This window comes from bacterium, assembly GCA_036504735.1.
Lineage (GTDB): Bacteria > Electryoneota > RPQS01 > RPQS01 > RPQS01 > DASXUQ01.
In genome coordinates this window covers 647,633-659,606 of the sequence record DASXUQ010000005.1, presented here as the reverse complement: position 1 = coordinate 659,606, position 11,974 = coordinate 647,633, and the positions used below count along the sequence as shown (strand labels likewise).

Here is an 11,974-nt window from a genome sequence, read left to right as displayed (position 1 = left end):
TATTACGGGCGCATGATGCAACACCTTTGGAGGTTCCCATGGACTTCTTCGAGCAGTTGGAAAAGGGCCGATACGGCTCCTTTGAACTGAAGAGACAGGTTGGACCGAATTTGTTGAAGGGCCTGCTTGTCAGCTTTCTGATCCACAGCACCGTCATTGCTTCTCCCTTCATTATCGCCAGGTTGTTCCTGCATGAGGCGGCTATTCCGCTGCCGCCGATTGTGGTCACTGAACCGACCAGGATCATTCCGTACGAAGCCGATCCGCCCTCTGTGGTCAGGATTGCTCTGCCGAAACCGGATATGGCCAGATATGTTCTGCCTGTTCCTGTTCCGATAGACCAAGTTGACCGGGATGCGCCACAGGTTCCGGATCAGACCACGATCAAACGGGTTCTTGGCGGAACACCGCTTCCGGAGCCCGGTGAAGGCACCGGTCAGGTGGTGTATCGCGAGCCGCCGACCGACACGGAAGTGATTCCGGATCCGAAAGAGTACCGGCCTGTTGAGGTCGATCCGCTGGCCCTGAGCAGCAACCCACAGCCGGAGTATCCCGATCTGGCCCAGATAAGCGGCATGAGCGGCAGAGTCATTGTGCAAGCTTACGTGGACAAGCGCGGTAACATCCAGAAGTGGCAGTTCGTTCAGGTGAATCCCGCGGGATTCGGCTTTGAAGAAGAGGTGGCAAAGGTCATTACCAAGTGGAAGTTCACGCCCGCCATTCAGGGCGGCAACGCGATCGGCGTTTGGGTGACTGTGCCGTTCAAGTTCAACGTGAAGAAGTAGCGTAAGGTCAGGCCCGAATCCTGATCCATTCCTATGCAAGTATTCTCTCAGTGGGTATTGCCGATTGCTATGATTGCAATCGGCATTGCCATTTTAACAGGCGTCCTGATCCCGACATTGCCGGCGGGGAGTTCGCTCCGCTTCATGTTCGGTCTGGTGGCTATTCTGCTGGGTGTACTGCGCTTTGTCTCGTCGCGCAGCCAGCGGCGCGGCCCGCCGGACGATCGCCGGCGATTCGGCGGCCCACGTAAATTTCCTTGGGAGAACCGATGAAGATTCTGCGTTTCTCACTGCTGGCCGGCGCGCTTGCGCTGCTGTTTGCTGTTGGCTGCGGGCCGAAGAAGACGGTGCCCGGAATGACGGAAGGCCACGGAGTGGTGTTTGTGTCGGATGCCGTGTTCGATTTTGCCCGCTATCTGGCCAACGCCTTTGAGACCACGTACAACAATGCCTTTGTCGATCTCAAACCCTATCCGGGCATCATGAGCGTGGACTCGCTGCTGAACGAGCGTACGGACCAGATCCTTTTAGACCGCGGTCTGATGCCCGCCGAGTCCGCCGCCTTCAGCCAGGCGAATCTGAAGCTCTACACGTACAAGGTCGCCTACCATCCGGTCTTTCTGCTGGTCCCGAAGTCGAACCCCGTAGCCGTGATTGACAGTGCGGCGCTGCGCGGCGTGCTGACGGGTTCCATTCGCAACTGGAAGGATCTGGGAGGCCCGGACCAGCGTCTGCACCTCTATGTGCCGTCGCCGGGCGAAGGCGCTTGGGTGAGCCTGTTGAACTACTATGGCAAGTTGGATTCGATCACAGCCATTCCCTGTTCCACGGCGGCTACGATGCTGGATACGGCACGAAGCGATCCAGGCGCGTTGCTGGCCTATTCCAAGCCCATAGACTCCCTGAGGACGCACAAGGCCCTCGATTTCCACAGGCAGGACGAGGACATATCCCCTAACTACAAGACGATTCTCGACACACTGAGTTACCCCTTCCGGCTGGATATTACCTACATCACAACCCACCAGAAGGAGGACGTGGCGGCGGGCTATTTGACTTATATCATGGGCAATATCGGCCAGCGCCGGATAGGTGGTGAACTGAAGTACCGTCCAGCGGCGATTCCTGTACGTTTTGTCAAACAACCGGCGCAATAACGGCCTCTTTTCCTTCAATTTCTGCCTTGTTGGGCGAACTTTGCCCGGTCTTTCGTCGTCCGAGCCCGGCTTATTTGCCCCATTTCATCCTTCCTTCTCTGCTATTCAGTAAAAACAGTATCTTACGCTAACCCTCGTTTCACCCCCGCGCTTGCTGATTTGCGGGGAAATTGCTATACTACATAGCTTACCCGAAACTTCCCTGGAGAATCTTACTGTGAAAAAGACTGCCCTGACTGAAATCCATCGCTCTCTGGGCGCCAAGATGGTTGAGTTCGCCGGATATGAAATGCCGGTACTGTATACTTCTATCCGATCCGAGCATCTCCGTGTGCGCAACACGGTGGGTGTGTTCGATGTCTCGCATATGGGTGAGTTCTTTGTGACCGGTCCAGATCGCGAAGCGTTCGTGAATCGCGTTACGGTGAACGACGTCAATGCCCTGTCCGCCGGACAGGTGCAGTATTCGTGCATGTGCCTGCCTCACGGCGGCATCGTGGACGATCTTCTGGTCCACCGCTTTGCGGATAAGATTATGCTCGTGGTGAATGCTTCGAACATGGAGAAGGACTGGAACTGGCTGGTGCAGAATAAGAGCGGCAACGTGCAGCTTGACAATCGCACCGATGACTACACTCTGCTGGCCGTGCAGGGCCGTAAGGCCGCGCCGCTGGTGCAGAAGCTGACCGCGACGGATCTGTCGCAGATCAAGTATTACTGGTTTGCCGAAGGCAAAGTCGCCGGCGCTAATGCGATTATCGCCCGTACCGGCTACACCGGCGAAGACGGCTTTGAACTCTATATCGCCAACAAGGACGCGAAGACCGTCTGGGAAGCACTGTTCAAAGAAGGCAAGGAATATGACATCGAGCCCATCGGCCTCGGCGCTCGCGACTCGCTGCGTCTGGAAATGAAGATGGCGCTCTATGGCAACGACATCGACGAAACGACGAATCCGCTGGAAGCCGGACTCGGCTGGATTACCAAGCTGGCCAAGGGTGACTTTATCGGACGCGACGCGATTCTGAAAGCCAAAGAAGCCGGCCTGACGCGCAAGCTGGTTGGCATGGAACTGGAAGGCCAGGGTTTCCCCCGCCACGGTTACTCCCTCCTGAGCCCGAACGGTGACCGCTCGGTGATCGGCGCGGTAACATCCGGAACGGTCTCTCCCTGTCTGAACAAAGGCATTGCCATGGGGTACGTGCCCACCGAACTCAGCGCCATCGGCAGCGAGCTGAAGATGGATTGCCGTGGCACGGTTCTCCCCGTGCGTGTCGTGAAGACTCCTTTCTACCAGCGACCTTACTGAATGAGAAATGACCCCAAGGAATCGGACTCCGCGGCGCTTGAAGTTAAACTCTTCACGTCGCCGCGCGAGGTGACCGATGATGATTTGCGTGGCTGCTCCGTGGTGGTGATCGACGTCCTGCGTTCGTCGTCGTCGATTATTACCGCCCTGGCGTCAGGCGCGCGCGAAGTGATCCCTGTACTCTCGCCGGCCGAGGGCGGTAAGCTCGCCGGCCGTGCGGAGCGGGGGATCAGTTTGCTCTGCGGCGAGCGGGAAGGAAAGAAGATTGACGGTTTTGATCTGGGCAATTCTCCTTTAGAGTACATTCCCGACCGCGTGAGCGGGCGGATTCTTATTTTCTCATCGACCAACGGTTCGCCGGCCATTTTGCGGGCTCGCATTGCCGAGCACGTGTATGTGGGCGGCTTCAATAACTTCGGCGCGGTGGTCAAGCGGGTGCTGGAAGACAGGCTGCCCGTGGTGGTGATCTGCGCGGGCAAGCTGGAACAGTTTGCCATCGAGGATTTCGTGTGCGGCGGTAAATTCGTGAATGCGCTTGAAACCCGCGCCAAACGAGGACTGAACCTGAGCGACGGCGCACGCGCCGCCGCTCTGCTTCACAGGCACTTTGACGGCAGTATTGTTTCGCTGCTCAAAAGCAGCAGCCACGGACGCTATCTGACGTCGCTGGGTTTTGAGGAAGATATCGAGTATTGCGCCCGCGTGGACACCCATCAGATGGTGCCGACGCTGGTGGAAGGGAAAATTCGAGGGTACAGGCCCGATGGCAACCCGGTCAGCGAACCCGCACCCAGCCAAAGCTGAGTCACGCGTTACGGCCTCCTTCTGGTGGGGGTTTGTGCTGCTGGCCATTGCGCTGGTGGTCTTCTTGTCGCTCGTCAGTTATTCTGCCGAGGACAGCGAAGCCATGCGGGAACTGTCCTCGCGGGACGCGGGGCGGATTGCCTTCAACTGGATGGGCAAGCCGGGCGCGGTGATTTCCTACGCGCTGGGGACGATGCTGTTTGGCCGTTGGGCGGCGTTCGGCATCGCCGCGGTGATCGGCATCTGGGGCTGGACGCTGCTGCGCCATCTGCCGTGGAAGAAGCCGCTGATTCTTTCAGCGTTCTTTCTCGGGGCCACGGTGTGGTTCTCGACGATGCTCGGACTTCTCGGACAGATCGGCGGCCTTGATCAGCGGTCGATTTTTCATCATGAAGGTTTATTTGGCAGCGAAACTGCCGGCGCGCTGGTGGGTTTTTTGAATGTCCCCGGCGCGATTTTGATGATGGGCCTGGTGCTGATTCTCGGCCTGGCGGCGACGGTGGCCGGATTTGCGGGATGGTTTGAACACCGCGTGAATACCGCAATTGACCGCGCGGCACAGGTCAAACTGCCGCCGGTGACTGTGCCGAAGCTACGCTGGTTCCAGAAACGGCCCAAGCCGGAAAAGGTGGAAGAGGAAGACGACGCGATCATGCCGGTAGTGGCCGTGTTGCCGCCGGAGACCAACGGCGCGCGCAACAAGCCTCCGGAAATTATCAAGCCTGCGGTGCGCAAGGAGAAGGCTCCCGACGTGGCGCAGCTTGCCATGCAGATTGAAGACCGCACGGGCTACGTCTTTCCATCCGTAGATCTGTTCAATCCGGCCAAGCCGGGACAAGATACCGGCATGACTCCCGAAGAGCTGACGCGCATGTCGGAGTTGCTGGAAAAGACGCTGGCTACTTTTGGCGTTCAGGCGAAGGTGGTGCGGGTCAATCCCGGTCCGGTGATCACGCGGTTTGACCTCGAGCCTGCGCCGGGCGTGAAGGTCTCGAAGATCGAGGCGCTGGCGGATGACATCGCGCTGGCGCTGCGTGCGCGCGGCCTGCGCATTCTGGCGCCGATTCCCGGCATGGCGGCGGTGGGTGTGGAGATTGCCAACCCCAAGGCCGCGCTGGTAACGTTCCGTGAAGTGGTGGAGTCCAATGCCTACCAGACATCCCGTTCCAAGCTGCAAATTGCGCTGGGACGAACGGTGGAAGGTGATATTTTTGTGACCGATTTGGGATCCCTGCCGCATCTGCTGATTGCCGGCACCACCGGCAGCGGCAAGTCGGTCTGCGTGAATACGATCATTGCATCGATTCTGCTGCGCACGACGCCGGAGGAGGTGCAGTTCGTGATGATCGACCCGAAGAAGCTGGAACTGGCCGCCTATAACGAACTGCGCAACCACCACGTCACGCACCGTCCCGATTTGTCGGAATATGTCATCACCAAGCCTGATGAGGCGGTGAAGGTGCTGCGGAGCTGCCTGATCGAAATGGAGCACCGCTATGACCTGCTTGCCGAGCGGGGCGCGCGCCACATTCGCGAGTATAATGAGATGGTGCGGGAGAACCCCGGCGAGAACGACGAGCGGGAACTGCCGTTCATCGTGGTGGTAATAGATGAGCTTGCGGACTTGATGGTCACGGCGCAGCGGGAAGTGGAAGAACCGATTGCGCGTCTGGCGCAGCTTGCGCGCGCGGTAGGTATTCACCTGATTGTCGCGACGCAGCGACCGTCCGTCGATGTAATCACCGGTGTGATCAAGGCCAACTTTCCGGCGCGGATTGCATTCCGCGTGGCGATGAAGGTCGATTCCCGCACCATTCTGGATACCAATGGCGCGGAAATGCTCTTAGGCCAGGGGGACATGCTCTTCCAGCATCCGGAAGAACCCGCCCCGATTCGTGTGCAGGGCGCACTGTTGACGTCATCGGAAATCTCGCGGTTGATCACGCACATTTGCAAGCAGCGCCCGCCGCGCTTCAAGCTTACGCTTCCGATTGAGCCGGATGACGAAAATGAAGGCGGCACCCTGGCGCTGGATGGCGCGGACCGCGATCCGTTTTTCATGGAAGCGGCCAAGATTGTGGTGCGCACGGGACAGGGCAGCGTTTCGATTTTGCAACGCCGGTTGAAGGTCGGCTACAGCCGCGCGGCGCGGCTGATCGATCAACTGGAACGCGCCGGTGTGGTGGGACCGTTTGACGGGTCCAAAGCACGGGCGGTACTCGTAGATGAACATTACTTTGACACGCCACATGAAGCATAATGTGCTGATCCTTGGCCTCCTGCTGCTCGGGCTTCGGGCTACGGCGGCAACGGATCCTCAGCCGCTGTATGCGTCGTTGGAACGGCGTTTGCAAGCTTTGAAGTCGTTGGAAATCCAATATCAGGCGGAAGGTTCCGCCGGCGGGAATGTGGTGCAGGGACGCATGATCTGGATCAAGCCGGATCGCTACTATCACGACACTCCCGAGTGGACTGTCTGTCAGAACGGCGCGGAGCAGTGGCGGTATTTGAAGGATCAGGAGACGCTGATTCTCGAAGCGGCCGCGGCGCAGAGCGAGTTTTCGCCGCAGAACGTGTTGTTTGATCTCAAAAAGAATTTTCACGCGGTGTCTCTCGATGAATCCGGAGAGGGCCGGCGCGTTTTGAAACTCGAATCGGAGAAGCCCGACGTGGCGGGCGGAGTGTCGATTGAGTTTCCGGCGCGCGCGAATGTTCCCGATGCGATGGCCTTTTCGCAGCCGGACGGCTCGGTCGTCCGCTACAATGTCACGCAGTGGGAAGAGAATGTAAAGCCCGATCCGGCGCTGTTCACGCCTCCCGGCGTGCCGCCGGAGAATATCATAGATTTCCGCGGCGCGGGGAAAGGCAAGTAGGGATCTGTTCATGCGCGGGAGCCGCCTATATGTCAGCTTTGGACTGAGTCTTGTATTCCTTTACCTGACGCTCTTTGTCCCCCAAATCGGTTCGTTGGCTCGCGGTGAGATTGGGCTTGGAACCGCGCTGTTCGGCCATATGCGTTTCGACCTGTCGCAGCTTGGCGATGTGATTGCGACGGCCAACTGGGCGCCGATTCTCGGTGCCGGTGCGCTGCTGGTGGTCTCGCTGTTCGTGCGCGCGTGGCGCTGGAAGGTGATGCTGAACCCGCTGGTGCCGATGCCTTACGGTGACGTGTTCTCGGCAATGTGCATCGGGTATATGGCCAATGACCTGCTGCCGTTCCGCATGGGCGAATTGTATCGCGCACAGGTCGTACATCAGATTTCCGGGCTCTCACGCAGCGCCGCGTTCGGCAGTATTGTGCTGGAGCGTGTGCTGGATCTGCTGTTCATGGTTCCCTTTATGGGGCTGGCGATTCTGCTCTTTCCCGTTTCCCCCGCGCTACGGCAGGGAGCCATGGTGATGGGGCTGTTGACCCTTGTGGGCGCGGGATTCCTGGTCTGGATTGTCGTGGACCGCGAACGCGCGCTGGGGCTGGCGCAGAAGATGCTGGCGATTTTCCCGAAGAAGATCGCGCATGGGATCTTTAAGCTGCTCGAGAAATTCACTTCGGGGCTGTCGATTCTCAGAAAGTCGGAGCATCTGCTCGGACTGTGCGTGAGTTCGTTGGTGCTGTGGGCGATGTATGCGATGATGGTGTGGATGGTGCTGGCCGGGTTGGGATTTCTCTCGCAGGGATTTGAATCGATCGATGCGAATCCGCTGGGGGCCGTGCTGGCGATCCTGATGATCAATACCGTCGGGTTTGTGGTTCCCAGTGCGCCGGGCGCGGTGGGAACATATCACGGAGTGATGACGCTGGGTTTGACCGCGATGGGCGTGCCCGGTGACCGCGCGGCAGGATTCGCTATTCTGCTGCACGCGCTGAATTTCATTCCGCTTACGGGGCTGGGTCTGTTCTTCTTCTGGAAAATGGGGTTGACGTTCCGCGAGGCGCGCCGTTTGACCTCCGAGCCGGATGACACGCAAAATGGCGGTGGCGGAGCCAAATCCGGCGCTGCGGAAGATCATATGGATGGCGCGAAACGCGCGATAAGCTAAACGTCGAGGCGAACTTTGGAAAACAAAGAGACATCGTATCAGCTATCGGAATTCCTCCGGATATTGTTTCGTGGCCGGTGGGTGATCGTCGTGGCGTTCCTCGCGGTAGTCGGTGCGGTAACCTTTCTGACGTATCGCATGAAACCGGAATACGTGGCGACGGCCAGCGTCCTGATCGAGAATCAGGATCACATGGAATCGGCGCTGCTGAATACGAGGCCTGCGGATGTCCCCAAGTCGCGAAACCTGAACGCCATCGAACTGCTGCAGAGCCGCAAGATGGCGGAAGATGTCCTTCGATCCCTTGCCGATTCGCCGTACAAGGACGAGCTGGAGATCATGGCGGAGACGGACGGGACCGGCAAGCCGATCACGTTCGACGACCGCGTCTTTGCATTCCAGAAGCATACCTCGATTTCCCTGCTGAAGGACACGGACGTTCTTAAGGTGAGCGTCAGCGCCCATTCGCCGTTTGAAACCGCCTTTTTGACCAACGCGCTGGCCGAGCAGTATTACCGTTACTGCCTGAAGACGTCGCGCGGCGAGATTTCCGATATCCGTCAGTTCCTCGATCAGCAGTTGGATGTGGTCAAGCACCAGCTATCGCAGTCGGAGGAAGTGGAGCGCAATTACAAAGAGAGCCAAGGAGTGACGGCGCTGGACGAAGAGACGTCGCAGAAGGTCCGGCAGTCGGCGGATTTCCACGCGCTGTACAATACGACGCAGACCGATTTGAATGCGCAGATCCGCCGTCAGGAATACTTGCGTAAGCAGCTTGCCGAGACCAAGGGCACCATGGTCGAGGACGTGACCAATGCCACCAGCCCGATGATCGACGCCATGCAGCGCGAAATCGCCGACAAGCAGACGCGGATTGCGACCCTGATGGCCAATCCCGGCCCGGGCACGGATGTGACGGTGTCGGCCCTGGATAAAGAAGTGGAGATGATCAAGGGCAAGCTGGTGGAAGAAGTGCGCAAGGTAGCCGTCGGCGGAGCGTCCACCGTGGACCCGCTGAAGACCTCACAGCAGCTTTTCGATCAACTTCTGTCAACTGAAGTGGAAGTGAAGGCCCTGACCGCCAAGGCCGAGGCGTTGCGGGAAGTGATGCAGAACGCGGACGGAGAACTGGAACGCCTGCCGCAGCAGACGCTGGTTCTGGCGCGACTCACTCGCGACCGCGAACTGAACGAGAAGCTATACCTCATGCTGAATGACAAGTATGAGGAGACGCGGATCACCGAAGCGGCCAAGTCCGCCGGCGTGCAGATTGTCGACAGCGCCAAGCCGCCGACCGTGCCCGTGCGGCCCAAGAAGAAGCTGAATATCCTGCTGGGTATTCTCTTCGGATTGTCCATCGGCGTGGGCATTGCCTTCCTGCTGGAGATTCTCGATGATACCGTGAAGACGGGCGACGATATCGAGCGGCTGAGTCTGACGCTGCTCGGCACGATTCCGCTAGTACACACCGAACAGATTATCCGGCGATTGCGAAAACAGGGGAAGCAGTTCACCGATGCGGACCTGCACCGCGTGGAAGCGAAGATGATCACCCGCTTCTCGCCCAAGTCCCCTGTAAGCGAAGCCTACCGCAGCCTGCGGACGAATATCCAGTTTGCGGATATCGACAAGCCGAAGCGCGTCATTCTGATGACGTCGACAACGTCCAAGGAAGGCAAGTCGACAACGGCGGTGAACCTTTCGGTGACACTGGCGCAGACGGGATCGCGCGTACTGCTGGTCGACAGCGACCTGCGGCGACCGAATATCCACAACTTCTTTGCGTTCGATAAGACCTACGGCCTGACCAATGTGCTGATCGGCTCGCTGTCGCTGGACGATGTGATCAAGACGACCGAAGTCGAGAACCTCGACGTGATTACGGCGGGAGATATTCCGCCCAATCCCGCGGAGTTGGTGGCATCGGAGAAGATGAAGAAGTTCATCGATGACGTGCGCGCCAAGTACGACTACGTGATTCTGGACAGCCCGCCGACGATTGCCGTGACCGACGCCGCCGTACTGGCGACGCGGGTAGACGGGACGCTGATGGTGGTCAGTTCGGGGACCGTGAACCGCAAGGAAGTCATGCGGGCCGTCTCGCTGATCAAGAATGTGCGCTCGAGCATTATGGGAGTGGTGCTGAACGGCCTCGACGTGAAGAAGATTTACGGGTCGTACTATTACTACTTCCATTACTACCAGTACTATTACTACTACGGTTCCGAGTCGAAGAAGCACAAGAAGAAAGTGCGCGTCAGCACGACGGATTTTCAGGAAGCGACCTGAGAAAAAATCTGAAACGCTGAAAGGCTGAAAATCTGAAATTCGGATTTCCGGACGTCCCCTCATCGTTTCTCGTTCATCGTTTGTTTCACGTTGGATATCTGAACCCTGTCTGTGTTACCCTCCCCAAGCAGACAGGGTTCAGAGTCCCGTGTCATCCTTCTTCCATTCCGACGTCCTCTTTTGTCCTCCTATCCCGACACTGTTGATCTGCCCGGCGGCGGCTTTGCCATGGCGGCTCCGGCCAAGATCAATCTTAGCCTGCGTATTCTCCGCAAGCGCCCCGACGGATTTCACGAAATCGAAACGGTTTTTCAGGAAATTGACCTGACCGACCGCCTCGAGTTTCATGATGCCTCCGATTGGTCTCTCGAAATTCGCGGGGCGGAATTGGATTCCGGGCCGGAAAACCTCGTAAGGCGAGCGGCAGCGCTGCTGGCGGCCACGGCGGGAGTTCCCTGCACTGGGCGGGTGGTGTTGACCAAACGGATTCCGATTGGCGGGGGGCTGGGGGGCGGATCCTCCGATGCAGCGGTCGCCCTGATGGGCCTGAATCGGCTATGGAAACTTGATTGGCCTGTCGAGCGTCTCCATACTTTGGCCGCTCAGATTGGTTCGGACTGTGCTTTTTTCCTGCATGGCGGATTGGCCGTAGGACGGGGCAGGGGGGAAGTGCTTGAGCTTCTGGAAGGGGCTCTGGACCAAGACATCGTCTTAGTCGTCTCGCCGTTTGGGGTGAGCACAGCCTGGGCCTACAGCGAGGTACAGGTCCCCTTGACAGATGATGAGAAAAGTGTTATTTTACAGTTTTATCTCAAAGCTTATCCCGACCCGTTACCCGCCCGGAAATCCTTCCGTAACGATCTGGAAAACATAGTCTTATCCAGATTCGGCGAACTCTCCCGGATCCGGCAGAGGTTGCTTGACCTCGGCGCTGACGTCTCTCTGCTCTCGGGGAGTGGGTCAACAATTCTCGGAATATTCCAGGAGCGGGCTCGTGCCCTGCATGCCGCGCAGCAGTTCGAGTCGCCGCTCCAAGTTGTCATATGTAGGGCAGTTAAACGGCCTCGCGTACCTTAAACCCTCGGTTCAGGGCACGCGCGAGTGCTCACATTTTACGGGAGAGCACGAGGAGGAGTCAGTATGAACATCACAGAGGTGAACATCAACCTCCGGGATGAGGACAAGCTCAAAGCCTTCGTCAATGTCACCTTCGACGATGTATTCGTCGTGCGGGGCTTGAAGGTGATCGCCGGCAAATCCGGCTTGTTTGTGTGCATGCCCAGCCGCAAATTGGAAGACGGCACGTATAAGGACATCGCTCATCCGATCAGCAATGAGTTTCGCCAGAAGCTCGAAGGGCAAATTCTGGATGAGTATCGACGCCTTGTGGAAGCGGATGCCGAACTTCCCAATGCTCCCGGGCACGGGGTCACCGCCGACGACTAAGGCGGAAATGGTTAGGTTGTGATTGGGTTGTTGGGGCGTAGCCAAGTTGGTAAGGCACCAGGTTTTGGTCCTGGCATCCGGAGGTTCGAGTCCTTCCGCCCCAGCCGGATCGGTGCACCGCCATTGGACGATGCTACCTTTCCTTG

At 58.3% G+C, this 11,974-nt stretch carries 11 protein-coding genes and 1 tRNA gene; all 12 read left to right on the top strand.

Translation table 11 applies throughout. The annotated features are described in order from the left end of the window. Positions 1–38: 38 nt before the first annotated feature. The 12 genes from VGL38_04570 (at position 39) to VGL38_04515 (ending at position 11,932) form a co-directional block, all read left to right on the top strand. Positions 39–785 (top strand): TonB family protein, encoded by a 747-nt coding sequence (locus VGL38_04570; protein HEY3294685.1) that lies wholly within the window; start codon positions 39–41, stop codon positions 783–785. A 33-nt stretch (positions 786–818) separates the two neighbouring features. After that, the gene (locus tag VGL38_04565; GenBank protein HEY3294684.1) at positions 819–1,058 is read left to right on the top strand and encodes a hypothetical protein; all 240 of its coding nucleotides are present in this window, start codon (positions 819–821) and stop codon (positions 1,056–1,058) included. After that, the gene (locus VGL38_04560) at positions 1,055–1,942 is read left to right on the top strand and encodes a substrate-binding domain-containing protein (GenBank protein HEY3294683.1); all 888 of its coding nucleotides are present in this window, start codon (positions 1,055–1,057) and stop codon (positions 1,940–1,942) included. Before VGL38_04565 ends, VGL38_04560 begins: the two co-directional genes overlap by 4 nt. A 217-nt stretch (positions 1,943–2,159) precedes the next feature. After that, a complete protein-coding gene (gcvT, locus tag VGL38_04555; GenBank protein ID HEY3294682.1) occupies positions 2,160–3,251 on the top strand; it encodes a glycine cleavage system aminomethyltransferase GcvT in 1,092 nt (363 codons plus the stop codon). Further along, the gene (locus VGL38_04550) at positions 3,252–4,055 is read left to right on the top strand and encodes a 2-phosphosulfolactate phosphatase (GenBank protein ID HEY3294681.1); all 804 of its coding nucleotides are present in this window, start codon (positions 3,252–3,254) and stop codon (positions 4,053–4,055) included. After that, positions 4,015–6,315 (top strand): DNA translocase FtsK 4TM domain-containing protein, encoded by a 2,301-nt coding sequence (locus tag VGL38_04545; protein ID HEY3294680.1) that lies wholly within the window; start codon positions 4,015–4,017, stop codon positions 6,313–6,315. Before VGL38_04550 ends, VGL38_04545 begins: the two co-directional genes overlap by 41 nt. Continuing rightward, positions 6,281–6,928 (top strand): outer-membrane lipoprotein carrier protein LolA, encoded by a 648-nt coding sequence (locus tag VGL38_04540; protein ID HEY3294679.1) that lies wholly within the window; start codon positions 6,281–6,283, stop codon positions 6,926–6,928. Before VGL38_04545 ends, VGL38_04540 begins: the two co-directional genes overlap by 35 nt. Positions 6,929–6,938: 10 nt before the next feature. Then, positions 6,939–8,093, top strand: coding sequence for a lysylphosphatidylglycerol synthase transmembrane domain-containing protein (locus tag VGL38_04535; protein ID HEY3294678.1), 1,155 nt, complete (start codon positions 6,939–6,941; stop codon positions 8,091–8,093). 15 nt (positions 8,094–8,108) lie between these two features. Beyond that, positions 8,109–10,382, top strand: a complete 2,274-nt coding sequence (locus tag VGL38_04530; GenBank protein ID HEY3294677.1) for a polysaccharide biosynthesis tyrosine autokinase — start codon at positions 8,109–8,111, stop codon at positions 10,380–10,382. Positions 10,383–10,610: 228 nt separating this feature from the next. Next, positions 10,611–11,459 carry a 4-(cytidine 5'-diphospho)-2-C-methyl-D-erythritol kinase gene (gene ispE, locus VGL38_04525; GenBank protein HEY3294676.1) on the top strand — a complete coding sequence of 283 codons (849 nt, stop codon included), beginning with the start codon at positions 10,611–10,613 and terminating at the stop codon, positions 11,457–11,459. Positions 11,460–11,522: 63 nt separating this feature from the next. Beyond that, a complete protein-coding gene (locus VGL38_04520; GenBank protein HEY3294675.1) occupies positions 11,523–11,828 on the top strand; it encodes a SpoVG family protein in 306 nt (101 codons plus the stop codon). Between the two features lie 31 nt (positions 11,829–11,859). Continuing rightward, positions 11,860–11,932: transfer RNA gene (locus VGL38_04515), tRNA-Gln, on the top strand. The last annotated feature ends 42 nt before the right edge of the window (positions 11,933–11,974 follow it).

What these genes read in the sequence shown, in the direction of transcription:
- VGL38_04565 (HEY3294684.1), top strand. Translation starts at nt 819, where the DNA reads ATGCAAGTATTCTCTCAGTGGGTATTGCCGATTGCTATGATTGCAATC.
- VGL38_04550 (HEY3294681.1), top strand. Translation starts at nt 3,252, where the DNA reads ATGAGAAATGACCCCAAGGAATCGGACTCCGCGGCGCTTGAAGTTAAA.
- VGL38_04520 (HEY3294675.1), top strand. Translation starts at nt 11,523, where the DNA reads ATGAACATCACAGAGGTGAACATCAACCTCCGGGATGAGGACAAGCTC.
- VGL38_04560 (HEY3294683.1), top strand. Translation starts at nt 1,055, where the DNA reads ATGAAGATTCTGCGTTTCTCACTGCTGGCCGGCGCGCTTGCGCTGCTG.
- VGL38_04570 (HEY3294685.1), top strand. Translation starts at nt 39, where the DNA reads ATGGACTTCTTCGAGCAGTTGGAAAAGGGCCGATACGGCTCCTTTGAA.
- VGL38_04535 (HEY3294678.1), top strand. Translation starts at nt 6,939, where the DNA reads ATGCGCGGGAGCCGCCTATATGTCAGCTTTGGACTGAGTCTTGTATTC.
- VGL38_04545 (HEY3294680.1), top strand. Translation starts at nt 4,015, where the DNA reads ATGGCAACCCGGTCAGCGAACCCGCACCCAGCCAAAGCTGAGTCACGC.
- ispE (HEY3294676.1), top strand. Translation starts at nt 10,611, where the DNA reads ATGGCGGCTCCGGCCAAGATCAATCTTAGCCTGCGTATTCTCCGCAAG.
- VGL38_04540 (HEY3294679.1), top strand. Translation starts at nt 6,281, where the DNA reads ATGAACATTACTTTGACACGCCACATGAAGCATAATGTGCTGATCCTT.